Genomic DNA, 24,134 nt, shown 5'->3' with positions numbered 1-24,134 from the left:
CCGCCGCGCCGGTAGTGTCGAAATCGGCGGTGCTGAGCTCGATCTTTTCGTCGGGAAAGGAAGTGAGCATGCGAAGCAACGGGCCGATCGTGGTCGGTGTGGACGGGTCCGCCGGATCGGCGGCGGCGGTCGCGTGGGGAGCGCAGGCGGCCGCGCAGCATCGGGCGCCGCTGTGTCTGGTGCACGTGCTGGATCCGGTCGCCGACTACGGGCCCGGCGTCACCGAACCGCTCACCAGCACCGACTACGCCCGATTGGAGGGGCACGGTCGCTGGGTGCTGGACACCGCGACCGAGGAGGCGCTCATCGCGGTCCGGGCGTTGCACGACATCGAGATCACCACCGAGTTGGTGTACGAGCCGGTCGGTCCGGCGCTGCTGGACCGTACCCGCGGAGCGCGGATGATGGTGGTCGGAACCCGGGAACGCGGGACCGTCCGGCGCGCTCTGCTCGGGTCGGTGAGCGCGGCGCTGGCCCGCCGGGCGCGCTGCCCGCTGGTCGTGGTCCGGGAGGGCGCGCCGCTCAGCCCGGAGGCCAGGAAGCAGCTGATCGTGGTCGGGGTGGACGGTACGGAGGTCAGTGAACCCGCCATCGAAGCGGCACTGCACGAGGCCTCGGCGCGGGATGTGCCTCTGCTGGCACTGCACGTGTGGACCGGCGTCGAATTGCCGTCGGCGAGGGCGGAGCTCGCAGGTGACACCGAAAAGCAGATCGTGCTCGCGGAGAGCCTCGCCGGATGGCAGGAGCGCTTTCCGGACGTCGAGATCCGGCGCGAGATCGTGACCGATCGGCCCGAGCGCTGTCTGCTCGAACGCTCCGAGCGAGCCCAGTTGCTCGTGGTCGGTAGCCGGGGCCGAGGTGGGTTCGCAGGCATGCTGCTCGGCTCGACCAGTCAGGCGCTGCTGCTGTCGGTGGCGTGCCCGATCATGATCGTCCGCGACCTGTCGATGGTGGTCCGCCACCTGCCCGACTGAGCGTTACGCTCCGGTCGTCGAACCCGGCCGGACGATCATCAGAACGGTGACCGCCGCCCACAGCAGGTTGAACACCCCGGTGTCCATGGCGAGACGGCGGATCAGCGTCGGTGTCGTCCCGGTGAGGTCTGCCAGGATCTTCTGCTGTCCCGGCAGCACGAGCAGTGCGAGCACACCCGCCGCGGCGGCCGTCAACCCGATCGACACCATCAGCCATGCGTCGCTGAGCACGCCGAGACTCAGCGCGGTGAGCAGACCGAAGGCCGGGACGAGCACGCCGAGCAGAGCGTAGACCCGGCAGATGCGATGCAACGTGCCGAGGACGGCGCGGCTGTGCTCGGCTCCGGATGGGGCGAGGGCGCGGCGGGTGGTGGCGGGAAACATGCTGGCAGCCACCGTCACGGGTCCGACGGCGATGATCACGGCGAGCACGTGGACCGAGAGCAGGAACTTCGTCACGGCGGTCGACACTAGTAAGCGCGGCGCGTACGAGAAATTGGCGAAAGTGCCATATAGCGATTGATTCTCGCCATTAGCCTTGAACTGCCCACTCCTCCCAGGGCGCACTAGATCGGCATTGGCTGAAATCGACCGGATAACTACGCTATTGCCATGCACACCGTGGTCGTACTCGCGCTGGACGGAGTGATCTCGTTCGATCTGGCCACGCCGGTGGAGGTGTTCGGGCGAACCTGCCTGCCCGACGGACGCCCCGCCTATCGCGTGCTGGTCTGCGCGCCCGCGCCGACGGTCGACGCGGGCGTGTTCACGCTGTGTGCGTCCCGGGGGCTCGACGCGCTGGCCGAGGCCGACACGATCGTGCTGCCCGGCTGCGCCGATCCGGGCCTGCCGGTGCCGGCCGAGGCGATCGACGCGCTACGCCGGGCCGCCGCCGCGGGCACCCGTATCGCGTCGATCTGTTCCGGCGCCTTCATCTTGGCGGCGACCGGATTGCTGAACGGCCATCGCGCGACCACGCACTGGCTCGCCACCGCGGAACTAGCGGCCCGCTACCCGGAGATAGAGGTGGACCCCGGCGTGCTGTACGTGGACAACGGTTCGTTGCTCACCTCGGCGGGCGCCGCGGCCGGGATCGATCTGTGCCTGCACATGGTCCGCCGCGACTACGGCTCGGCGGTGGCGGCGGACGCGGCCAGGAAATCCGTCGTGCCGCTGGAGCGGGAAGGGGGACAGGCGCAGTTCATCGTGCACGACCAGCCACCGACGCCGCGCGGCTCGGTGCTGGAGCCGGTGCTGCGGTGGATCCAGGACAACTCCGCGCGCGACCTCTCCCTCGACGAGATCGCCGTACAAGCCGGAATGAGCACCCGCACGCTCAACCGGCGGTTTCGCGAGCACACCGGAACGACGCCCCTGCAATGGCTGTTGCGTGCGCGCATCCGGCAGGCGCAGCATCTGCTCGAAGTCACCAGTCACCCGGTGGACCGGATCGCGGGCCAGGTCGGTTTCGGGTCGCCGACCGCGTTCCGCGACCGCTTCAAGCGAGTGGTCGGGACGAGCCCGCACAACTACCGGGCAGCCTTTCACGCCGACCGATGAGTTCTCGCGCGTCACCCCGTCGGATCAAGCGACCGAGTTCGCAACACCGATCCAGGAGCAACGCGCATGAGGAAAATCACCGCAGGCCTGTTCATCGCCCTCGACGGCGTCATCGAAGATCCGCAGAACTGGCACTTCCCGTATTTCGACGACGCCATGGGGGCGGCTGTCGACGCCCAACTCGGCGCCGCCGACACCCTGTTGCTCGGCCGCAGGACCTACGAGAGCTTCGCGGGCGCATGGCCGGAGCGCGAAGCGGCGGGCGGCCCGGACGCGGCGTTCGCGAAGAAACTGGGCGATGCGCGCAAACTCGTGGTGACGCGGCAGAACCTCGAATTCACCTGGCGCAACTCCGAAGTGATCGACGGCGACCTGATCGAGGCGGTGACGGCATTGAAGGGCGAGCCGGGCGGGGACATCGGCATGAGCGGCTCGGTCTCGGTCGTCCGTCAGTTGCTGGCCGCCGGGCTGCTGGACGAACTGCACCTGCTGGTGCATCCGATCGCGGTCGGCAAAGGCGAGCGCCTGTTCCAGGACGGCGCAACCACTGTTCCGCTGCGCCTGCTGTCCTCGGAGACCTTCGACACCGGGGTGCTGCACCTGGTTTACACCCGCGACGAGGCCGCGCTCGCCGGAACGTACGAAGACGCGAAAGTGCATCTGTCCCAGAGCGTTCGGTAAGCGTCGGCTCCGGATCGCGCAGGGGGTTGCCGCTGAGTTTCGGTCCAGCGCTCGCCATTTCGAAACTCGGACAGTGTCAATGCGAACTATATGGAGTGTCCGAGCGCTTTCGTGACGATGCCGCCGGTGACCGATTTGACGAGGTAGCTCGTGGAGTCGTGCGGCGACGCGCCGTTGTCGAAGTGCGGCTCGGTGACCGGAGCGACGGTGCCGCCGGGATACGGCGGGAAGAACACGGTGAGATCGAGGTGCGCCGCGACGAGATCGTCCTCGTCCACCAGGTTGTGCCAGTTCGTCACCGCCTTCGGCACGGTGCTCGGCTGCGGGCGCAGCCGGTCGTACACGACCGTGCGCAGGCCCAGTGGCGAGCCCATGGTCAGCAGGGACACCGGATGGTCGGTGCGGTGCAGCGCCTCGTAGGCCACCACGCTGCCGAGCGAGTGCGCGATCACCAGGCGCGTTTCGGGGCCGATCTGGTCGAGCACCTGCCGCTGGGCGTACTCCCGCACCTCGTCGTCGGTGAAGTACCGGGTGACCTGGGACAGTGCCGCTATGACGAACTTCTGGGCCAGCCCGAACCCGAACGGCGCGAACCAGCGCAAGCGCATCAGCGCGTTCAAAGCGGGCCGCAGCCTCGCGTTCGCTCCCTGCGCCACCGCGTCCGGCGGCGGGGGAGTGCCGAGTCGGCGGGCCGTCGCCCGATCGCGCTGGTCACCGGCGTGCTCCACGGCTGTCGCGAGCCACGTGGCCGCGAGTTGCTCCATCAGGTCGAGTTGCTCGTCGTCGAGTTCGGTCCCCGCACCCTGGGCGCCCTCGACCAGGAACCGATTGCCGTAGAACGCCATGCGGGTCGACAAGTCGCCGGGAGTACCGTTGCGCCACAATCGGTCCGCCAATTCGGGTGCGCCGTAGTTGCGTACGCCTCCGGCGAGTCCGGGCAACCAGCGCGCCTCCAGCGTGTCGGCCGATTCCTGTTCCTGCGCGATGCCGTGCACGAGGACGATCGTCGCCAACGTCCCACCCCTTTCGATCCCCGGTGTCGGGAACAGTGTCCCTCATCGGAGGCGGGATCGGCAGCGTGGCTCATCGTCCGGAACGGTTCCGTGCGCGAATCGCTTTGCCCAGTGGGGCAATCGAATTGGCGAGTCCGAACAGCACCCGCTCGGCGATCGAGTGCTGCGGGGGCAGCACGGCGAGTTGGCGGGCGAGTTCCAGCCCGTTGACGATCGCCGTGTTCGACTCGATCAGCCCCTCGCGCACGACGAACACGTCGGTGCCCAGCAGATCGAGGTGTCTTCCGTTGGGGGCCAACCCGATCAGCGGCGCGGTGCCGTCGAACCGGCCGTGCATGCGCCAGTGCACCACGGCACGCTCGTCTTGCGCTGTGACCGAGAGGATCTCCACCGTCAGGTCGGGGACCGCGGCGTGCACGTCACGGAAGAAGGCCACGACCTCGCCCGGAGCGCGCAGATCGGCGACGCCGACGAACACGTCGATCGCACCCGGCCGCCAGCAGTCGGAGACGGTTTGCCAGTCCTGCTCGCCGATGGCCTCGACGTAACGACGCGCCACCGAGCCCGGGTCGCCTGAGTTCGTCAACGGTAATCCTTTCGTCATCGCGATAGTGACCTATTCGGGGATGACCGCGCTCCACGCCCACGCCCGACATCCTGCTCGTCCCGACGGGCCCGGCCCGGCGGCGGCCGCGGTCGACGACGCGCTGCCGGCCTGGCTGCGGCGAGCGCACCGGAGCCCCACCCGGTGGACGAGCTCGGTGTGCACGGGTTCGCTGGTACTGGCCGCGGCCGGACTGCTGGACGGACGCCTGCCACGACGCATCGGCCGGCGCAGTCGGCATTGCGCGCACTCGGCGCGGACGTTCGCCCGGAGGAACGAGTGGTGCGTAACGGGAGAACAGCTACGGCCGCAGGAGTCTCCGCAGGCATCGATCTGGCGCTGTGGCTGGTCGGGGACGTCTTCGGCGCGGAGCAGGCACAGATCGCTCAATTGATCATCGAGTACGACCCGCAGCCGCCGTACGACGCCGGTCACGTCGGCAAGGCCTCGCGCGCCGTGCGGCGGGCCGCCACCGCCCAGTGGGAAATCTTCAGGCGTCCCGCCATTTGATCGAGCAACCCATGCTCGGCCGGTGTGGTTCGGGCGCGGGCTCGCCCGCGAGCACGGCCTCGACGGCCGTGCGCAAGTCGTCCCCGGTCAGCGGCTTGCCGTTCCCGGGCGTCGATTCGTCGAATGCGCCGCGGTAGGCGAGTCGGAGGTCGGCGTCGTAGAGGAAGAAATCGGGAGTGCATGCGGCGCGGAAGGCCCGCCCCACGTGCTGCTCCTCGTCGACGAGATAGGGAAACGTCCAGCCCGCGCGGATCGCTTGGTCGCGCAGCCGCAGCGGTGCGTCGTCCGGGTAGGCGGTCGCGTCGTTGGTGCAGATGGCCACGGTCGGCATGGACGGCAGCGAGTCGACCAGTTCGCCGAGCGCGGCCTCGATGTGCTTGACGTAGGGGCAGTGATTGCACGCGAAGACGACCAGCAGACCGGGTCCGTCCGCGAAGTCGTCGCGGGAGTAGATCCGCTGGTCGAGATCGGGTAGAGCGAAGTCGGGTAGCGGTGTGCCGATGGGAACCATGTGTGAGGTATGCGCCATGGTGTGCCTTCCGTCGGGATCGCAGAGGACAGCGGGAGCCTAACCCCGTGTCGTCCGATTCGTCGGAAATACGCCGATGAGCGGTCAGTCGGCGTGGCGGGCTTCTCAGCAGGTCAGATCGGCCGGATCAGTGTTCGCTCCGCACAGCACCACGCACACCCGCTCGCCGGGCCTAAGTCGGAACGCCGGCTCCGCGCCGCGTATCGCCGCCAAGGCGGTCGCCGCGGCGTGCTCGACGGCGAGGCGGCGCTGCGCCCACAGCTCGCGGCGCGCGGCCACGATCGCGTCGTCGTCGACCAGCACCGAGGCCACGTCGTAGCGCTGTGCGGCCGTCAGCGCCAGCTGCGAGGCGCGCCGGGCGCCGAGCGAGTCGGCGGCGATCGAGTCGACCTCCACGTCCACGACCTGCTCGGCCTCGATCGCGGCGTGCAGCGCGCGGCAATGAACCGGTTCGACGGCGACGGTCCGGACGCCGTAGTGATCGGCGGCGGTGGCCACACCCGCGAACAGCCCGCCGCCGCCGACCGCGACCACGACGGCGCCGAGATCGGGGATGCGCTCGTGGATCTCGGTCATGAGCGTGCCCGCACCCGCGGCGATCAGCGGGTTGTCGTAGGCGTGGGAGAGCAGGGCGCCGGTGGCGTCGGCGAATTCGCGACTGGCCGCGAGCGCGTCGGCGTATTGCGTCCCCACCAGGCGGACGTCGGCGCCATAGGAGGTCAACCGGTCCACTTTGACCCGCGGCGCGGTGGTCGGCAGGAACACCGTGGCGGGAATCCCCTGGCTGCGCGCTGCCCACGCGCACGCGAGTCCGGCGTTGCCACCCGAGGCGATCGTCACGCCTACCCGGGGTAGCGTCCCGTTCTCGCGATGCGTGAGCAAGAAGTTCAGCGCACCCCGGGCTTTGAAGCTGCCGGTGTGCTGCAGGAACTCCAATGCGAACCACAGCTCGCCCGTGTGGTCGGCCTGCGCCACGGCCACCGGTCTGACCAGCCCGGCCACCCGTTCGGCAGCGGCCTTCACGTCGCTGTGCGTCAGTTCCATCGAACTCCTCGGTACCGTGCCGCTCAGTACTCGCGGCGGTGCGGGGCGAACTCCAGGGTGAGCAGGGCGGCGGCGGCGATGACCACTTCGCGCCAGCGGATCAAGGCGTAGCGCTGATCCGACAGCGCGTGGAATTTCCGCAGGAAGCGGTAGAGCGATTCCAGCCGGATCAGTGGATCGGCGAGGTGCACCAGCACGTAGAGCAGCGTGGCCGTGCGCGATTTGTCCTTCTCGGCGAACAGTTCCGGGAAGGGGGCGAAAGCCAGCGAGATCCGGTGGATATCGTGCGCGGCGGCGTAGTCGACCAGATCGACGATCATGCGTTCGTCCAGGCCGTTGGGTGCGTCCTTGCGCCGCCACGGCACGTCGAGGCTCAGTTCCCGGCCCCGGTCCGAGATGCCGTAGCGCTGGAAGCCAACGGGATTGCCGTCGGCGTCGCTGGCGATGACCACCAGCATGTTGGGATTCCGTCCGTCGAGCAGGTGGTCCAGGATCATCGAGAAGCCACGGGTCTGCCTGCCGCGCCGCCATTCGTCGACGATGGCCAGCAGTTCCTCGCGTCGTTGTTCGGTGAGGGCCGACTCGTACACCACCTCGGTGGTGACGCCGAAATTCTTGGTCCGGCTCACGGCTTGGCGCAGGTTGCGGAACTTGCGGCCGACGAGGTCGAACTCGTCCACATCGAGCACCACGTCGCGGCCGATCGGTACCGCGTGCAGCCCGCGATGCTCCAGCGCCCACACCTGCCACAGATCCGCTAGTTCCGGGCTCGCGCCCAGCACGGCGACGCGCCAGCCCTGGTTGACCGCGAAGTCGGAGAAGGCGGCGACCAGTTCGGGGAAGGCCGCGCGATCACCGATCGGGTCGCCCGCCACGGCGGCGATGCCGAAGCGAGCGCGATAGCCGATCGCGGCGGTCGACGACGCGTTGAAGAAGTAGGTCTTCGACGAGTGCAAGGCGAACGGCGCCAGCGCATCGCCCTCGGTGCGGCCGACCAGTTCTGCCACTCGGTACAGCTGGTCGGGCTGCGGTTTGCTGGCTATCGGCAGCACCAGAACGAAGCCGGTGGCGGCCAGCAGCACGAATCCGGCGCCGGGATGCTCGGCGCGGTAGGCCAGATGCGCGACGGCCAGCACCAGCACCGCGGCGGTGAGGTGCGGAAGCGTGATCGGCCTGCGCAGGTGCAGCCCTCGCGCGACGAAGACGCCGGACAGCGCGAGTGCGACGAACCAGCCGTGGTCGACGGTCTCGTTCGAGGTGGCGTTGGCCTCGTAGGCCAGGATCACCGCGATCAGCAGCGCCAGGGTGATCAGCGTGGCGCGCGCGGCGGGCGTAGTGGTGAAAGCGGCTTCCCGGTAGCCGCTGAGGGTGGTGGCGCGCAGTGTGCGCGAGCTGGAGGTTCCCTGACCGTCAGGCACGAGCGGGCTCCGCTCTGCCCGCGCGCTTCGCTACCCACGACAGTTTCGCCATGGTGGCCCTCCAGATGATCGCCTACCGAACACACTATGCGCACCGGACGGTCCAGGGGAAATGCCTTTCCGAACCGTCGGGTAGCCCGGGGGCACGAACCGAGCCGGACGCAGGGCACGTGCCGCCCCCAGGGGCAAACATCGGATGAATCCCGTTTTATTCCTTCGCCAGGGCCGCTTCCAGTCGTGCGATCTGATCGGGTGGCGTGGACCGTCCTGATCGGCGTGAGCGACCAGCAGTTCCGCCGTGATGCCCGCCGCGTGGTGGCGCGGGCTGTCCGGGCGGGCCGCGATCCGATCGCCGAAGGTCGCCGCCGACGTCACGGGCGAAATCATCGGGGCTCCGAGGTCGGATTTCGGCGGTCAACCGGTGCGATGCCGGCCGCGCGATGTGCGCCCGCGCGACGACATAGGAGAATCCTCGGCTGCAGACCGATTGCCCGAATGTGCGCGGAGCATGATCGAAGCAAATCGACAATTCAACCCTATTTCTTTCTCTTGGGGGCTGATTCGGTCGATTGCAGCCCGATTGCTGATTCCTCGGCGTGTATCCGCGATTTTCCGCTGTCCCGTTGTCATGCTCAGTGCCTGGCTGATCCGAACCAACCGCCTGAGGAGTGGGCGCGACGAGAGGTCCGACTGTGAAACTGAGCTGGATGGCGATTGCCGCGCTGGTAGTCGCTGCTGTGTCCGGGTGTTCCGACGATCCTTCGGAGGGGTCGGCGGCGACCTCGACGACCGTCGGTGCCGCCTCGAGCGCTCCGGCCACGACGGCCGGAGCGCGCGACGACGAGGCGGCGGACGGCGGGCTCCGGATTTTGCTGGGTGAAGTAAAGAAAGTTCCGGTGCCCGCCGATGCGGTGCTCGATATCCGGGCTCCCGCCGCTTGGGGTCAAGCCGTCGGTGGTATTCGCTGCACAGTCACCGATAGTTCCGGCCGGAATGAAGATCTGCGCTCGTCGGACGCGAAGAAGACCGAGACGTTCGGCGGGACGGAATGGGTGACGGTGTGGACGTTCTCCTCCGCCCCGAACAGCGACGTCACCGTGGGTTGCCGGGACGCGGAGTCGAAGATCGCTGCCGCTCATCGTGATCCGTATCTGCGCGTCGTGCCGCGCGAGATCGTGCCGATCGCGCCGCCGCAGCGCTGATCGCACCGGCGCGGTGCCCGGCTGTTCAGGCGGCGGCCCGCACCTCGACCGGCCGGTAGACGCGAGACGCGAGGGACTGCAACACCATCAGGCGAGTCAGTTGGTTGCGCAACCAGATGCGACCGCCGGTGGCCGGAATCAGCATGGAACTGCTCGCCCGCACCGAACGCTGTGCCCGCAGCACGGTCGGACGCAGGGCTTGCTCATAGCGGCGGAAGGCGATCCGATGGTCACCGCCCGCTGCGGCCAGCTCGGTCGCGAGCAGATGTGCGCCCTCGATGGCCAGCGCCGCGCCCGCGCCCGACAGCAGCGTCGCGCAGTAACCGGCGTCGCCGACCAGCGCGACCCGCCCCTTCGACCAGGCCGGTATGCGGACCTGGCTCACCGCGTCGAAATAGAAGCCGTCGTCGGCGGCGGCCTGGTCGAGCAGGGTGGGCACCTGCCAGGCCTGGTCGTCGAAATACCCGCGCAGCAGGGCTTTCTGGGCATCCTGGTCGCGGTGGTCGACCTCGAGCACGCGGTCCTCGCGGAAGGCGAAGAACGCCGTCGCGGTGTCGTGGGCCCCCGAGCGGTAGACGCCGGCCACCTTCCCCGGCGTGTTGTAGAGCGTCACCGAGTGCGGACGTCCGAGCTCGGTGTCGATACGCGCGGTGGCGAAGTACACACCGAGGTGGTGCAGCGCGTCCGCCTCGGGTGCCACGGCGAGATTCCTTGTCCGCGAATGCAATCCGTCGGCGCCGAGAACCAAGTCGAATTCGGCCTGCTTGCCGCTGTCGAAGGTCACCTCGACGCCGCCCTCGTGCTGATCGATCGCGGCGATCGAATCTCCGAAGCTGAACTCGACGTCGTCGGCGGTCGCCTCGTACAGCACCTGGGCCAGGTCGCCGCGCATGATCTCGAGGTCGCCGTCCCCGTTGAAGGTGCTGGTGCTCATGCCCGCGACGCGGCGGTCGGCGGCGTCGACGAAGGTCAACTCGCGGATGTCGGTGGCTCGTTCGCGCAGCCGCGGCAGCACACCCATGCGCTCCGCGATCCGCACCGAATTGGCCCGGATGTCGACGCCGTTGCCGCCCGGGCGCAGTGCGGGGCTGCGCTCGACCACCGTGGGCCGGAAGCCGTTGCGCACCAGCCAGTACGCGAGCGTCGGTCCGGCGATGCTCGCGCCGGAGATGAGAATGCGGGGTTCGTGGGCCATGAGTGCCTCCTTCGTCGACTGACCGTTGGTCAGTCATGAATGTAAGACACTGACCATCGGTCAGTCAACAGGTAGGATGTGTACCGTGAGCGACGAGACGACCACCCGCGCGCGCATCCTCGAGGTGGCCATGGACCTGTTCGGGACGCATGGTTACCACCGCACCTCGGTACGCGCGATCGCCGAGCAGCTGGGCATCTCCAAGGCGGGCGTGCTGTACCACTACCCGAGCAAGTACGACATCCTGGCCGGTTTGGCCGAACCGTTGCTCGTCACCATGGAACGCGTCGTCGCCGAGGCGGCCGATCCCGATCCGTGCGAGGCGCAACGTCGCGTGATCGAAGGGTTGCTCGACGTGTTCCTCACGCATCGCTACCTGCTCCGGCTCAATGTCCGAGACCTGGCATTGGTTGCTCCGGGAACCATTTTCGAGCGGTTCAGCAAGACCATGATGCAGGCGAACATCCTGGTGGCTGGGCCGGACGCCACCTTCGCGGAGCGCGTTCGAGCCACCCAGGCGGTGGCGGGGCTCAGTGACCCGGTGGTGCTGTACGCCGAGGCTCCGATCGAACAGTTGCGTGCGGAGGTGCTGGAAGGAGTGCGCCTGCTGTTGGCGCCCGCGGACCGGACGCGGCCCGCGTCGGCGTCCAGGGGAAGGCCCGCGGCGATGACCGAGGAGCGGATCGAACTCGCCCGGCGGATGCGTGACACGGAGCGCCGCAGCGTCCCGGACATCGCCCGGGAGTTGGGTGTCTCCCGGGCGACGCTGTACCGCTATCTCAAATAAATCGTCTTATTGAGACGATATTTTTGAGACGCGCCGCTCGTGTTCGTCGGAGGCCCGGGGTAGCGTCGGCGGCATGGACGATGCCGCCTACCGCGAGCGGCCGTCGAGGTACGCGGGCGCCGTGTTGTGGACCAAGACCGTCGACGCCAGTGGCTCCGCGCTGCCGGTGCTGCCCGACGGCTGCATGGATCTGATCTGGATGAACGACCGGTTGGTCGTCGCGGGACCGGACACCCGTGCCCACCATCCCGGTGGAACGTCCGGCGATCGGTATGTCGGCGTCCGGTTCTTCCCGGGAACCGCGCCCGCGTTGCTCGGCGTCCCGGCGTGCGAGTTGCGTGACCGGCGAGTCGATCTGGCTCAGCTGTGGCCGTCGGCGATGGTCCGGCCGCTGGTCGACCGGATCGCGGGTGCCGGAGATCAGGCGGCAGCGCTGGAACACATCGTGCGCCGGCGCGCGGCCGAGGTCGAACCGGCAGATCCGCTCCTGCGGAAGCTGGTCGGCGCGCTCGACGCCGGGTGGCCGGTGGCGGCGGTCGCCGACGCGGCCGGGCTCGGCGAGCGGACCCTGCGCCGCCGCTGCCTGGATGCCTTCGGCTACGGCCCGAAAACCCTTGCGCGGGTGCTGCGCTTGCAACGCGCGCTGGGGACGGCACGCCAGGGCGTACCGCTCGCCGAAACCGCGACGCGAGCCGGTTTCGCCGACCAGGCGCACCTGTCGCGCGAGGTGCGCGCGCTGGCCGGGATCCCGCTGGGAAAGCTCCTCGCCCAGTCCTAGAGAGCGGCGTACAGGTCGACGCCGTTGCCGTCCGGGTCCTGCACCACCGCGTAGCGCTGCCCCCAGAAGGCGTCCCACGGCTTCAGTTCGCCGTGGTATCCAGCGTCCACGAGTTCGGCGTAGACGGCGTCGACTTCAGCGGGATCCGAGCAGCGAAAGGCGATTCCGAGTCGGCCCGCTCCGGTCGATGGCGTCCAGTCGGCATGGAAGGAGCGGATGACGGTTTCGGTGTCCAGCGTGAGCCGCAGGCCGTTGGGCAGAGCCGCCTCGGCATGCCCCTCGTGTTCCGAGCCGTCCGGGAAGTCGAGACCGAGGCGGCGGTAGAAGGTCACCGCGGCGGCCATATCGCGGACGACGATGCCGATCACATCCAGTTGTGGTGTCATGCCGGCAGCGTAGGCAGTGCCGCGCGGGCGCGTCTTGAACGAATCGGACAGCGCCTACCGCGCGGGTGCGGGGACCAGTTCGGCGATGAGATTCTCCACCAGGATGCGAATGTGGTCGCGGATCGTGCGCACCACATCGATGGTCTGGTCGGCGGGATCCGGCAGCATCCAGTCGCGGTAGCTGATGCCGGGGAAGAACGGGCAGGCGTCGCCCGCGCCCATGGTGACCACCACGTCGGAGATGCCGATCGCGTCCATCGTGAGCGGCTTGGGGGTGTGTCCTGAGATATCGATGCCGATCTCGGCCATGGCGTCCACCACCGTGGCGTTCAGGGTGTCGGCCGGTGCGCTGCCCGCCGACCGCACATCGAACCGGTCGCCCGCGAGGGCGGTGAGGAACCCGGCGGCCATTTGCGAACGGCCCGCGTTGTGTTCGCAGACGAACAGCACACTGGGCTTGTGGGACATGGGAACGCCTTTCGATGTGCAAGGTGGAGCATAAGTGTGCTGGGCTGGCGGACCGGCCGCCCGGCTGGGTGAGCCGAAACGCTTTCGGAGCGTATGAGATACGTATACCAGCGAGCCGTGAATCGTTACGGCGCGCCGTGCCTTCGTGTGCGCGCGCGTACGGTGATCGCAGGTCAGAGCCCGAATCCGAGATCGCGCCGCCGCCGCGTACTCGCATGCCGGAGGGGACTGGACGGTAGTGCAGGAGTGTTCGCCCGAAGGGGCGCACCGGAAGGCACGAGGAAGGCCCGGCATCCAGAGACGTTGCGGTTCGCGAGCTTTCGGCAGTGCGGGACGATACGCGATTCGATCCGGCGAGCGCACAGGCTCAGGACGTGCGGGCATCACCCCGGTAGCCGCTGTTATGCGGATCACCACGCAACGCGCGATATCACATCGCCGAACGCGCTTCGGTCTCTTGCACCGCCGACACGTGTACCCCGGTCGATGCGAGGTCGACCGGGGTACACGCGCGAATCAGCGGAATGTCATGGCCGCGGGGATCGAATCGTCTCGCCCGCCGCGCATGTCCACCGGAGAAGGGATTATTTCCCGGAGGCGGATCAGATCGGACGCAGGTCGATCATCTTGCGCAGCCGCTGACGATCGCGTTCGAGGCGGCGGGCTTCATAGGCGATCGGGAAGTAACGCAACCGCTCCGGCAGCAGCGGCACCAGTCGCGCGATCAGCCGGCCGAGCATCCGGAGCTTGCGCTCGTCGGCCGTGGTCCAGGTCAGGCCGAGCTTCTGGCGCGCAACCTCGGGCGTGGTGCCGACCGTCACGAAGTACTGCAGCCAGCCGATCGGCGCGGCCGCCGCTTTCCAGGCCGGACGCAGCACGCGCGGCAGTTGCTTCGGCGGCGCGACGGAGCGGATCACCCGCAGGTAATCACGCGCGGTGTCGGTGGCGACCAGATGGTTCGCGACGGTGTCGTCGAAGAACTTCTCGAATTCGGTGTAGTTCGCAGGGATCTCCTTGGGCGCCACCGAGAAATTGCGCAACAGCTGCAGCGTCTCCTGGAAGTACGCTTCCTTGTCCGCCGCGGTGAGCGGGCGCTTGGCGAAGTACTTGGCGCTTTCGGTGAAGGCGAACGTCCCGGTGTGCAGCACCCAGGCCCACGGGGCGCTGGACAGCGCGGTGTGGCGCACGCCGTTGGCGTCGGTGGTGTTCAGTGACGCGTGCAGCTCCCGCAGGCGGTCGGCCTCGGCGAGCGCCTCGTCGCCGCCGTAGACCCACATCATCACCGAAGCCAGGCTGCGCGTGGCACGTCCCATCGGATCGGTGCGGAAGGTGGAGTACTCGTCCACCACCGCGGAGATGGTCGGTTCCATCGTTTGCAACAGGAAGGCCGAGCCCGCGGTGAGGGAGAACGTGATCAGACCGGTCTGTTCCCACATGCGGGTTCCCGGTTCGATCGGGCGGCGGGGCGGCAGCATACGCGCGCCGGTGGATTCGCGTGCGACGGACGCGGTCATCGTGATCTCCCTTGATCGGCCGAACTCATACAATGAGATAATAACCCTAACAATCTCTCATCGTCTATCCGTGTCCGATCTCGTCGCTGCCCCTAGGCTGTGCAGATATGACGACCGAGTGGCGCAGTCGTACCGGCCGGATCGGAGTACTCACGGGCGCGGGCATCTCCACCGATTCCGGCATCCCGGATTTCCGCGGCCCGCGCGGGATGTGGACGAAGGATCCGATCGCCGAATTGCTGTCGACCTATCAGAACTACGTGGCCGACGGAGGCTTGCGGGAACGCGCCTGGCTCGCGCGGCGGGACAATCCGGCTTGGCAGGCCGTCCCGAACGCCGCGCACAACGCGCTCGCCGACTTGGAGCGGGCCGGGCGAGCGGTCACCATCATCACCCAGAACATCGATCGCCTCCATCAGCGGGCGGGGTCATCGCCGGATCGGGTGATCGAGATCCACGGCAACATGTTCGAGGTGGTCTGCATCGAATGCGATTACCAGACCTCGATGTCCGCCACCTTGGAGCGAGTGGCCGCGGGAGAACCCGACCCGCCGTGTCCGGACTGCGGTGGCATCCTCAAGTCCGCCACCGTGATGTTCGGCCAGCAGATGGACCGCCGCACCATGACCAAGGCCGCGCTCACCGCGGAGACGAGCGACATCTTCCTGGCTATCGGAACGTCGTTGCAGGTCGAGCCCGCCGCGTCGATGTGCTCCATCGCCGTGCGCAGCGGCGCGGATCTGGTGATCGTGAACGCCGAGCCGACGCCGTACGACGCCATGGCCACCGAGATCATCCGCGAACCCATCGGCACGGCCGTGCCCCGTCTGGTCGCGGAGCTCCTCGCCGATCCACCGGAGTGAAGCCTGCGGTGCGCCGGGTTCAGCCGACCGGGCCGAGTACCCGGTCGAGATAGGGATTGGCGAAACGCCCTTTCGGGTCGAAGCGGCGGCGCACCTCGGCGAACCGATCCCAGTCGGGATAGCGGCCGCGCAGCGTCGCGGCGGTCTGGAAGTGGCGTTTACCCCAGTGCGGGCGGCCCTGGAAGCGGTCGAAAACCGCTTCGCAGGCGCGGAAGTATGGCTCGAAGTCCATGCCCCGGTACTGGTGCACCGCGATGTAGCAGGTGTCGCGGCCGGCCGCCGGGGACAGGAACGCGTCGTCGGGCGCGACCCACCGCACCTCGATGGGCATCGGGGTGTCGAATCGAGTGGACAGTTCCTTGATCTCGCGGATCGCGTCGACGGAGTGCTCGCGCGGGATCGCGTACTCCATCTCGGTGAAGCGGATCAGGCGCGGCGACGCGAACACCCGGTAGGAGCGGTCCACCTGACGCCGGTAGCTGCCCGCGTAGGCGGCGCTGCGCTGGATCAACGGGAGCAGGCGCGGCTGCCTGCGGCTCAGGCCGCACAGCGCGTCGAACAGGTAGTTGGACAACAAGATGTCGGTGAACCAGTCCACCGCTCTGGGGCGCGGCTGTTCGGGCAGGAGCACGCGGTTGTTGCGCTTGGTCATGGCGAGCGGGCTGTGCGCGAACATGTAGAACTCGAAATGCTCGTTGCCGTCGACGAACGAATCCAGGTCGGCGAGCACGTCCTCCACCGGGATCGGTCGCTCGATGCCCTCCAGCACGAAGGACGGCGCCATCCGCAGCGTCAGGGCGGTGACGACGCCCAGTGCGCCGATGCCGACGCGCGCCGCGCGCCAACCGTCGGGATCGGTCTGCTCGTTCAGTTCCGCCAGGGTTCCGTCGGCCTGCATCAGTTCCACCGAATGCACCGCGGCGGAGAGGTTCTGCAAAGTCGCGCCGGTGCCGTGGGTAGCGGTGGCGATGGCGCCCGCGACGGTCTGCACGTCGACGTCGCCCAGATTCGGGAAGGCGAGGCCGTGCTCGTGCAGGGCGGTGCTGGCGGCGTTCAGGCTGATGCCCGCCTCCACCCGGACCAGGCCGCTCGCCCGGTCGACGTCGAGCACGCGGTTCAGGTTCGCCAGGCTCAGCAAGGTGCCGTCGGTAAGGACGGCGTCGGTGAACGAATGCCCGCTGCCCGCGACGCGCACGGTCCGGTCGTCGGCTTCGGCGTCGGCGAGCAGGCCGGCCAGTTCGTCGACGGAGCGCGGCGTGGCGAGGAGTGCGGGTGCGCAGCGTTGATCGCCGGCCCAGTTCACCCACGAATTGGTCATGTGTCCAACTCTACGGGAGTGTGTGTGACCCGCGCTACTTACGGTTCGTTTTCGCTACCTCTTGCGCCAGCTGCAGGTCAGCTGTTGCTTGGCGTGCTCGACCTCGTCGTCGCTCAGCGGGGGGACGACGAGATGCTGACGCGGCGTCTTGTCGCCGCGCACGCCGTTCAACATGATGGCCATATACCGCTGCCAGACATCGGGATTGACCGGCCTGGCGAACTCGGCGAGACCGTCGACCATGTGCACCAGCGCGAAGAAATCCGAGGGCTCGATGCCGTCGGCGAGCACGCCCGCGTCGCGGGCGCGTGCGCAGATGGCGTGCACCTTCGGCTTGATGCGATCGCGCACGACCGCGAATCGGTCGGTCTCGTCGTCTTCGAGTTCCAGCATGACTTCGCTGAATCCGCGATTCGTGGCCATGTGCCGACACGCGTATTCGAAGAACTCGACGAGTCCGAACCAGGGATCGGGATGCCGGTAGGCGGCGTCGGCCGCGTCGGCGAAATCGTTCAGGTTCTGGTCGAAGACTTCGACGATCAGTTCCTTCTTGTTCGCGAAGCGGCGGTACACCGTGCCGACACCCACACCGGCGCGCTCGGCCACGTCGTCGAGAGTGATCTCGAGTCCGTGATCGGCGAACAGTTCCCGCGCCGCGGCGATGATCCGCTGCTGATTGCGCGCGGCATCGGCCCGCAGGCGCCGGGGTGGAGAGGCGACCGTGGCGTGATTCACACCGCCATTCTATCAACATCGGGGATTAACCGGAGGTGTTGTCTCCGTTATCGTGATAGCTTCTTCGAGTAAGCGGAGGAGCATTCTCCGGATCAATGCTCGAGACAAAGGGTACACATGACTACCGCGATCGACCGCGGGGCCCCGGCCCCGGAGCGAACGGGAAGTGGGCGGCGCGGCTCGCACGCCCTGCGCTGGTGGGTGCTGGCCGTCCTCGGCGTCGCTCAGCTCATGGTGGTGCTGGACGCGACCGTGGTGAACATCGCCCTGCCCGCTGCCCAGCAGGACCTCGGCTTCAGTGACGGCGACCGCTCCTGGGTGGTCACCGGCTACGCCCTGGCGTTCGGCAGCCTACTGCTGCTCGGCGGACGCCTCAGCGACCTGTTCGGCAGGCGCACCACCTTCATCATCGGACTGGTCGGCTTCGCGGTCGCCTCCGCCGTCGGTGGCGCGGCCACCAGTTTCGAGATGCTCGTCGCGGCTCGTGTCGGACAGGGTGTCTTCGGCGCGCTGCTGGCTCCCGCCGCGCTCTCGCTGCTCACCGTGACCTTCACCGAACCGTCCGAGCGGGCGAAGGCGTTCGGCATCTTCGGCGCCGTCGCCGGCACCGGCGGCGCGATCGGGCTGCTGCTCGGCGGCGCACTGACCGAATGGGCCTCGTGGCGCTGGGTGATGTTCGTGAACCTCGCCTTCGCCGCCGTCGCCCTGGTGGGGGCCGTGCTGTTGCTGGCCAAGCACACGAGCACCGAGCGGCCCAAGCTCGACATCCCCGGCACGGTGGTGGTCACCGCGGGCCTGTTCGGTATCGTCTACGGGTTCTCGCACGCGGAATCGGACGGGTGGACCAACGGCGTCACCCTGGCGTTCCTGCTCGGCGGTGCGGCGCTGATCGCGGTGTTCGCCTGGTTGGAGACCCGGGTCGCGCACCCGCTGCTTCCGCTGCGGATCGTGCTCGACCGGATGCGCGGCACCTCCTACCTGACGGTCTTCGTCATGGGCATCGGGATGTTCGCGATCTTCCTCTTCCTCACCTACTACATGCAGCTGACCCTGGGCTACTCGCCGATCATGACCGGCGTGGCGTTCCTGCCGATGGTCGCCGCCATGGTGGCCTCCTCGACTACCGGCCCGTCGCTGCTGCTGCCGAAACTCGGCCCGAAGGTCGTGGTCAGCGGTGGCTTCCTGATCGCGGCGGCGGGCATGGCGTGGCTGACCCGGATCGGATTGGACACCGGCTACGTCACCCACATCCTGCCCGCGCTGATCCTGCTCGGGTTCGGCCTCGGCGGTTCGATGTCGACCGCCTTCCAGGGCGCCACCTCGGGCGTCCAGCACGAGGACGCCGGCGTGGCTTCGGCCATGATCAACACCAGCCAGCAGGTCGGTGGATCGATCGGCACCGCGCTGCTGAGCACCATCGCGGCGTCCGCGGCCACGGACTACCTGTCCGCCCGCACCCCGGACCCGCTCACCATCGCCCAGTCCGCGATCGAGAGCTACACCACCAGTTTCTGGTGGGCCACGGCGATCTTCGTGGTGGGCGGCATCCTCACCGCGGTGCTCATGCCGAGCACGGCGCCGGTGCCCGCCGAGGGAGAGCCGGTGCTCGCCCACTGAACCGAGTGCGGCACCGCCGATCCGGTTTCCGGCACAGCGGCCGCCGTCCCCGCGATTCCGTCGCGGGGGCGGCGGCCGTCGTCGCTGTCCGAGCCGGGCGATCGCGGGTTCGTCGGCGAGCGCGGCGGTGCCCTCGCGAGGAGGGGTGGCGGGACTGTGCTCTGCGGTTGCCCGATCGGCCACTCCTGGCGCTCTACTCCGGTGTGGGGACGAGTCTTCCGCCATGGGCTGCGGCAATGATCCGGATCGCGGAGCCCTTCGCCGATTATCGCGCACGACACGCGGTGCTCGTCCGCCGCACACGGCAAAGCGCTCCCGAATCACCATTATTGGTGCAAAATACGAGGTAAGTAGATGTGGCGGGCTTTGCTGAACGCCATCGGCATTGTGCTCGATCCGGTCTCGTGCAGAGGTGGGCGGTCCACTACCCGGCGTACGCGGTAAATGTCATGGGATGCTTTGCAATCGGAAACCCGATGATTCCGACCGCTTCGGTGTGGGTAGCCAAAGGGCTGCTGTGCACCCTTCTCGGTATCGGCGCACCCGGCGGTCGCACCACCTTCTCCACCCCACCCGCGAGGTTCGTAGACTCCTCGGACCGGGCGCGGCACTTCCCGCGCTCGTCCGCCTCGGGGGTGGCGGTGGCGTAGCCGGGGCGTCGGAGCCCGGCGCGGGCATGGCACGGTGAGTACCTGGTTCGGCTCGGCGATCGACGGGAACGGCACGACGGAAGGGGGCAGGCATGAGTGGTTCGCAAGCGGATGCCGCCGCGGCGGGACGGTGGCGGCCCGCGGCACGGCTCACCGTGCTGCTCGACGAGGACGACAAATGGCGGCACACGCCCCTGTATCACGAGATCGTGCGCCGGGCCAGGGACAGCGGCCTGGCGGGCGCCAGCGTGTGGCGCGGCATCGAGGGATACGGCGCGTCCTCGCATGTGCACACCACCCGGATCCTGGATATCGCCGACCACCTTCCGCTGATGCTGGTGCTGGTCGACGATTTCGAACGCCTGCGCGCCTTCGTCGAGCGGAACGCCGAACTGTTCACCTCGGTCAACGTCACATTGGCACCGGTGGACCAGTGGCAGGAAGGTGAGCGATGACCAGACCCCGCGGCAAGCCCGATGCCCCGGCCGGTTCTGCCGTAGCCCTCGCGGCACCAGCGGATTTCGCCTCGCCGATGCCGCCGGGCACGTCGGCCGTTACCATTGTCGGTTCGGCGCGGCTCGGCGATCTGAGCGGCGCGCCGGCGGGTGACCGACCGCTCGCCGCCGCGGAAGCGGGCTTCCGCACCGTGCCGACCACGTTCAGCATGGAGGGCTGCGAGGCGTTCCGGCCGGCGGCCGATATGAACGACGTGGCCGTGGGGTCGGCGGTGACCGGGCGGTCGTGGACATGATCCTGATGACGAGCCGGGCGCAGCCGATACGGAAGGGAGACCCGAGCATGGCCCACGATCGAGCCGGGCGTGCCGCACGTCCCACCGATCTGGAAGACATCGCACACCTGGTGACGGCGTACTACAGCCGTGTTCCGGATACGGACGATCCGGCCCAGCGGGTGACGTTCGGCACATCGGGACATCGCGGCTCCAGCCTGGACGGCGCCTTCAACGAGGCGCACATCCTCGCGATCACCCAGTCGATCGTGGAGTATCGCGCCACCCGCGGCATCACCGGGCCGGTCTACCTCGCCAGGGACACGCACGCGCTGTCCGAGCCCGCCTGGACCACAGCGCTGGAGGTGCTCGCCGCCAACGACGTCACCGCGGTGATCGACGCGCGCGACCGCTACACCCCCACGCCGGCGCTGAGTCACGCTGTGCTGCGCCACAATCGGGGCGGCGCCAAGCATCAGGCCGACGGCATCGTGGTCACCCCGTCGCACAACCCGCCCCGCGACGGCGGCTTCAAATACAACCCGCCGCACGGGGGCCCGGCCGACAACACGGCCACCGACGCCATCGCCGCACGTGCGAACGAACTGCTGCGCGACGGGCTCACCGGGGTCAAGCGCACCACGCTGGAGCGCGCGCTGGCCACCGGCGTGGAACGCTACGACTACCTCGACCACTACATCGACGACCTGCCCAACGTGCTGAACCTGGACGCGATCCGCGGCGCGGGCATCCGCCTCGGCGCCGACCCGATGGGCGGCGCCAGCGTCGACTATTGGGAGGAGATCGGCCAGCGCTACGACCTCGAGCTCGAAGTGGTCAATCCCTTCGTGGACCCCACCTGGCGGTTCATGACGCTCGACAGCGACGGCAAGATCCGGATGGACCCGTCCTCCCGTTACGCGATGGCCTCGCTGATCGCGATCAAGGACGACTACGACATCTCCACCGGCAACGACGCCGATGCCGACCGCCACGGCATCGTCACGCCCGACGGCGGGTTGATGAATCCGAACCACTTCCTCGCGGTGGCCATCGAATACCTGGTCGCCAACCGGATGGGGTGGGACGCGCTCACCAAGATCGGCAAGACCGCGGTGACATCGTCGATGATCGACCGGGTGGTCTCCGTGCTCGGGCGCGACGTGCACGAGGTGCCCGTGGGGTTCAAGTTCTTCGTTCCCGGATTGTTCAGCGGCAGCCTGGCCTTCGGCGGCGAGGAGAGCGCGGGCGCGTCGTTCCTGCGGATGGACGGCACGGTCTGGACCACCGACAAGGACGGCATCCTGCTCGCCCTGCTGGCCGGCGAGATCGCCGCGGTCACCGGGCAGAGCCCGTCGGCGCGCTACGTCGAACTCGAACGCCGCTACGGCAGCCCCGCCTACGCGCGGATCGACGCACCGGCCACCGCGGAACAGAAAGAGCTGCTCGCGAAGTTGACTCCGGACATGATCACCACGAAGGAGGTCGCCGGGGAGCCGGTCACCGCCGTGCTCACCAGGGCGCGGGGCAACGGAGCGCCGCTGGGCGGTCTCAAGGTGACCACCGAGAACGCGTGGTTCGCCGCTCGCCCGTCCGGCACCGAGGACAAGTACAAGATCTACGCGGAATCGTTCCACGGCCCGGAGCACCTCGCCGAGGTGCAGACGGCCGCGGAGGAATTGGTGGGGCAGGCGCTGTCCGGTGACCGGTAGATCCAAGCCCCTGCCCACCGAGATCTGGGTGCTGGTCGGGGGCGCGTTCGTCATCGCCATCGGGTTCGGTCTGGTCGCCCCGGTGCTGCCGCAGTTCGCGCGCGGCTTCGGCGTCGGCGTGGCGGCCGCCTCGGCGATCGTGTCCGCGTTCGCGCTGATGCGGTTGCTGTTCGCGCCGCTCAGCGGACGGCTGGTGCAGCGGCTGGGGGAGCGCTCGGTCTATCTCGGCGGGCTGCTGATCGTCGCGGTGTCCACCGGCGCCAGCGCGTTGGCGCAGAGCTATTGGCAGCTCATGCTGTTGCGGTCGCTCGGCGGCATCGGATCGACCATGTTCACCGTGTCGTCGCTGGCGCTCGTCATCCGCATCTCCCCGCCCGAGCAGCGCGGCCGGGTCTCCGGGTTGTGGTCCACCAGCTTCCTGGTCGGCTCGGTGAGCGGGCCGCTGGTCGGTGGCGGGTTGTCCGGACTCGGGCTGCGCTGGCCGTTCGTCATCTACGCCGTCGCGTTGCTCGCCGTAAGCGTGGTGGTGTACCTGAGCTTGCGGCATTCGGAACTGGCCGCGCCGGAGCCCGTCGGCGGTGTTCGCATGATGTCCTTCCGCGAGGGGTTGGCGCGGCCGGAGTACCGGGCGGTGTTGCTGTCGAATTTCGCCAATGGGGCCGCCGTGTTCGGTGTCCGGATGGCGTTGGTGCCGCTGCTCGTCGTCGAGGTGCTGCACCAGGCGCCGGGTATGGCCGGTGTCGCGTTGACGGTGTTCGCCGCGGGGAACGTCACGGTGCTGTTCGCCTCGGGGCGGCTGTCCGACCGGTGGGGGCGCAAACCATTCGTGATCGTCGGCTCGCTGGTGTGTGCGGCGGGAACGGCGGGGCTCGGCCTGGCGACCGACCTCCCGTGGCTGCTCGCCACCTCGTTCCTGGCCGGGCTCGGGTCCGGCATGTTCACGCCGACCCAGCAGGCGGCCGTCGCCGACATCATCGGGCCCAAGGCGCGCGGCGGCCCGGTGCTCGCCGGTTTCCAGATGGCCGCCGACCTCGGCACCGTCATCGGTCCGGTCGCCGTGGGCGCCCTGGCGCAGCAGGTGTCCTACGAACTCGCGCTCGGTGTGACCGGCGCTTTGCTCGCTGTCGCCGCGCTCGTCTGGGCTGTGGTGCCCGAGCCGTTGCGGCGGGGAAGTTCGGTTCCCTCGGAGATCCCGTCCGAACGTTCCGGCGGAGCGGACGACACCGAACGGCGCGCTGCTCGTATCGAGCGTGCGCTGAACGAGATGTCCGGCGCGCCGGTCGCCGACAGCCCGGTGCCGGCGGTGGCCGAGTCTGCCGAGCTTCCGGGTGATCGCGCAGCGGGCGTCAAAGACGCCCGTGCGGTGGCTGGTCGTCGCCGATCGACGGCGAATGGCGTCGGGACGGCTGCTGAATCCGATGGAACGGGGAGCCCTCCGTCGGTTGTGAGCGGTGATCGTCGTGGTACGGCGGCCGATACCGGACCGTCGCGGACCGCGCCGGGTACGGCGGTCGCGGACGGAGCCCCGTACCCGAGCACCCCGGGGCGACCGATGTCCCGTGGCAAACGTCCGCGGCCGGTGCGGCGAACCCGCCGCAGGCGCTGAAGCCGTCACCTGCGGCACAGCGCCTGTCGAGGCGGGACCGCTTGGCGTCGCCAGGCGCTGGGAGGCGAGCGTCCGGTCGGTGATATGCGGTCACCAGCGCAGTCGCGCGCAGGTCGCCCAGGTCTCACCCGCGCAGCGGCCGATGCCATCGGCGAACCCGCCACGGTCGGGACGTAGACGAAGCTCGCAGGGTCGCGACGAGTGCCGCGCCGCTGAGCACCGAAGCCCGGCCGCCGGAAC

At 68.7% G+C, this 24,134-nt stretch carries 24 protein-coding genes and 1 pseudogene; 13 read left to right on the top strand and 12 right to left on the bottom strand.

Annotated features, from left to right (window positions below; all coding sequences use genetic code 11):
- Positions 1–68: 68 nt before the first annotated feature.
- Positions 69–974: a universal stress protein gene (locus tag ABZW96_RS23900; protein ID WP_355077853.1), complete on the top strand. Its 906-nt coding sequence runs from the start codon at positions 69–71 to the stop codon at positions 972–974.
- Between the two features lie 3 nt (positions 975–977).
- Here the strand turns inward: ABZW96_RS23900 and ABZW96_RS23895 are convergent, their stop codons facing one another.
- Complete coding sequence (locus ABZW96_RS23895; protein WP_355077852.1) at positions 978–1,433, bottom strand: hypothetical protein; 456 nt, start codon at positions 1,431–1,433, stop codon at positions 978–980.
- A 153-nt stretch (positions 1,434–1,586) separates the two neighbouring features.
- Here ABZW96_RS23895 and ABZW96_RS23890 point away from each other — a divergent pair, with 153 nt between their 5' ends.
- Both ABZW96_RS23890 and ABZW96_RS23885 read left to right on the top strand, forming a co-directional pair.
- The gene (locus ABZW96_RS23890; RefSeq protein WP_355077851.1) at positions 1,587–2,534 is read left to right on the top strand and encodes a helix-turn-helix domain-containing protein; all 948 of its coding nucleotides are present in this window, start codon (positions 1,587–1,589) and stop codon (positions 2,532–2,534) included.
- A gap of 66 nt (positions 2,535–2,600) precedes the next feature.
- Positions 2,601–3,215: a dihydrofolate reductase family protein gene (locus ABZW96_RS23885; RefSeq protein ID WP_355077850.1), complete on the top strand. Its 615-nt coding sequence runs from the start codon at positions 2,601–2,603 to the stop codon at positions 3,213–3,215.
- Between the two features lie 86 nt (positions 3,216–3,301).
- On the opposite strand, the gene ABZW96_RS23880 is transcribed toward ABZW96_RS23885, so the two are convergent.
- Both ABZW96_RS23880 and ABZW96_RS23875 read right to left on the bottom strand, forming a co-directional pair.
- Complete coding sequence (locus ABZW96_RS23880) at positions 3,302–4,228, bottom strand: hypothetical protein (protein WP_355077849.1); 927 nt, start codon at positions 4,226–4,228, stop codon at positions 3,302–3,304.
- A 70-nt stretch (positions 4,229–4,298) separates the two neighbouring features.
- On the bottom strand, positions 4,299–4,814 hold the full coding sequence (locus tag ABZW96_RS23875; protein WP_355077848.1) for an ester cyclase: 516 nt from the start codon (positions 4,812–4,814) through the stop codon (positions 4,299–4,301).
- Positions 4,815–5,114: 300 nt separating this feature from the next.
- Here ABZW96_RS23875 and ABZW96_RS23870 point away from each other — a divergent pair, with 300 nt between their 5' ends.
- Positions 5,115–5,342 carry a hypothetical protein gene (locus ABZW96_RS23870; protein ID WP_355077847.1) on the top strand — a complete coding sequence of 76 codons (228 nt, stop codon included), beginning with the start codon at positions 5,115–5,117 and terminating at the stop codon, positions 5,340–5,342.
- Here ABZW96_RS23870 and ABZW96_RS23865 read toward each other — a convergent pair.
- The 3 genes from ABZW96_RS23865 to ABZW96_RS23855 form a co-directional block, all read right to left on the bottom strand.
- A complete protein-coding gene (locus tag ABZW96_RS23865) occupies positions 5,323–5,871 on the bottom strand; it encodes a thioredoxin family protein (RefSeq protein WP_355077846.1) in 549 nt (182 codons plus the stop codon). The two genes, ABZW96_RS23870 and ABZW96_RS23865, sit on opposite strands and share 20 nt — an antisense overlap.
- 105 nt (positions 5,872–5,976) lie before the next feature.
- Entirely contained in the window at positions 5,977–6,915 is a 939-nt protein-coding gene (locus ABZW96_RS23860) for a threonine/serine dehydratase (RefSeq protein WP_355077845.1), read from the bottom strand.
- 23 nt (positions 6,916–6,938) lie between these two features.
- Positions 6,939–8,333 carry a phosphatidylglycerol lysyltransferase domain-containing protein gene (locus ABZW96_RS23855; protein WP_355077844.1) on the bottom strand — a complete coding sequence of 465 codons (1,395 nt, stop codon included), beginning with the start codon at positions 8,331–8,333 and terminating at the stop codon, positions 6,939–6,941.
- Positions 8,334–9,040: 707 nt separating this feature from the next.
- Here ABZW96_RS23855 and ABZW96_RS23850 point away from each other — a divergent pair.
- Positions 9,041–9,535 (top strand): hypothetical protein, encoded by a 495-nt coding sequence (locus ABZW96_RS23850; RefSeq protein WP_355077843.1) that lies wholly within the window; start codon positions 9,041–9,043, stop codon positions 9,533–9,535.
- A gap of 25 nt (positions 9,536–9,560) precedes the next feature.
- Here ABZW96_RS23850 and ABZW96_RS23845 read toward each other — a convergent pair whose 3' ends face one another.
- Entirely contained in the window at positions 9,561–10,730 is a 1,170-nt protein-coding gene (locus ABZW96_RS23845; protein WP_355077842.1) for an FAD-dependent monooxygenase, read from the bottom strand.
- A gap of 85 nt (positions 10,731–10,815) precedes the next feature.
- On the opposite strand from ABZW96_RS23845, the gene ABZW96_RS23840 reads away from it, so the two are divergent.
- Together ABZW96_RS23840 and ABZW96_RS23835 are read left to right on the top strand one after the other, a co-directional pair.
- Positions 10,816–11,517 (top strand): TetR family transcriptional regulator, encoded by a 702-nt coding sequence (locus ABZW96_RS23840; RefSeq protein ID WP_355077841.1) that lies wholly within the window; start codon positions 10,816–10,818, stop codon positions 11,515–11,517.
- A 73-nt stretch (positions 11,518–11,590) separates the two neighbouring features.
- Positions 11,591–12,295 (top strand): helix-turn-helix transcriptional regulator, encoded by a 705-nt coding sequence (locus ABZW96_RS23835; protein WP_355077840.1) that lies wholly within the window; start codon positions 11,591–11,593, stop codon positions 12,293–12,295.
- On the opposite strand, the gene ABZW96_RS23830 is transcribed toward ABZW96_RS23835, so the two are convergent.
- The 3 genes from ABZW96_RS23830 to ABZW96_RS23820 all read right to left on the bottom strand — a co-directional run bounded on the left by ABZW96_RS23830 (position 12,292) and on the right by ABZW96_RS23820 (position 14,663).
- A complete protein-coding gene (locus tag ABZW96_RS23830) occupies positions 12,292–12,681 on the bottom strand; it encodes a VOC family protein (RefSeq protein ID WP_355077839.1) in 390 nt (129 codons plus the stop codon). The two genes, ABZW96_RS23835 and ABZW96_RS23830, sit on opposite strands and share 4 nt — an antisense overlap.
- Positions 12,682–12,735: 54 nt before the next feature.
- A complete protein-coding gene (locus tag ABZW96_RS23825; RefSeq protein ID WP_355077838.1) occupies positions 12,736–13,149 on the bottom strand; it encodes an arsenate reductase ArsC in 414 nt (137 codons plus the stop codon).
- A gap of 602 nt (positions 13,150–13,751) precedes the next feature.
- Entirely contained in the window at positions 13,752–14,663 is a 912-nt protein-coding gene (locus ABZW96_RS23820) for an oxygenase MpaB family protein (RefSeq protein ID WP_355077837.1), read from the bottom strand.
- A gap of 107 nt (positions 14,664–14,770) precedes the next feature.
- On the opposite strand from ABZW96_RS23820, the gene ABZW96_RS23815 reads away from it, so the two are divergent.
- Complete coding sequence (locus tag ABZW96_RS23815) at positions 14,771–15,526, top strand: Sir2 family NAD-dependent protein deacetylase (RefSeq protein WP_355077836.1); 756 nt, start codon at positions 14,771–14,773, stop codon at positions 15,524–15,526.
- 19 nt (positions 15,527–15,545) lie between these two features.
- On the opposite strand, the gene ABZW96_RS23810 is transcribed toward ABZW96_RS23815, so the two are convergent.
- Entirely contained in the window at positions 15,546–16,844 is a 1,299-nt protein-coding gene (locus ABZW96_RS23810) for a D-arabinono-1,4-lactone oxidase (protein WP_355077835.1), read from the bottom strand.
- 54 nt (positions 16,845–16,898) lie between these two features.
- A complete protein-coding gene (locus ABZW96_RS23805; protein WP_355077834.1) occupies positions 16,899–17,579 on the bottom strand; it encodes a TetR/AcrR family transcriptional regulator in 681 nt (226 codons plus the stop codon).
- Positions 17,580–17,696: 117 nt separating this feature from the next.
- Here ABZW96_RS23805 and ABZW96_RS23800 point away from each other — a divergent pair, with 117 nt between their 5' ends.
- The 5 genes and pseudogenes from ABZW96_RS23800 to ABZW96_RS23780 all read left to right on the top strand — a co-directional run.
- Positions 17,697–19,196, top strand: a complete 1,500-nt coding sequence (locus ABZW96_RS23800; RefSeq protein ID WP_355077833.1) for an MFS transporter — start codon at positions 17,697–17,699, stop codon at positions 19,194–19,196.
- Between the two features lie 742 nt (positions 19,197–19,938).
- Positions 19,939–20,301: a DUF190 domain-containing protein gene (locus ABZW96_RS23795; RefSeq protein ID WP_355077832.1), complete on the top strand. Its 363-nt coding sequence runs from the start codon at positions 19,939–19,941 to the stop codon at positions 20,299–20,301.
- Positions 20,298–20,597 (top strand): hypothetical protein, encoded by a 300-nt coding sequence (locus ABZW96_RS23790; protein ID WP_355077831.1) that lies wholly within the window; start codon positions 20,298–20,300, stop codon positions 20,595–20,597. Before ABZW96_RS23795 ends, ABZW96_RS23790 begins: the two co-directional genes overlap by 4 nt.
- 47 nt (positions 20,598–20,644) lie before the next feature.
- Positions 20,645–22,288 carry a phosphoglucomutase (alpha-D-glucose-1,6-bisphosphate-dependent) gene (pgm, locus tag ABZW96_RS23785; protein WP_355077830.1) on the top strand — a complete coding sequence of 548 codons (1,644 nt, stop codon included), beginning with the start codon at positions 20,645–20,647 and terminating at the stop codon, positions 22,286–22,288.
- Positions 22,278–23,453, top strand: a pseudogene (locus tag ABZW96_RS23780) (MFS transporter); the annotation flags it as partial. The gene pgm and the pseudogene ABZW96_RS23780, both read left to right, overlap by 11 nt.
- Positions 23,454–24,134 lie beyond the last annotated feature (681 nt).

Origin of the sequence: Nocardia sp. NPDC004168 (assembly GCF_040610355.1) — a bacterium.
Taxonomy (GTDB): Bacteria; Actinomycetota; Actinomycetes; order Mycobacteriales; family Mycobacteriaceae; genus Nocardia; species Nocardia sichangensis.
Note: the sequence above shows the minus strand (reverse complement) of the source record. Positions and strands in the feature narration are given on the sequence as shown.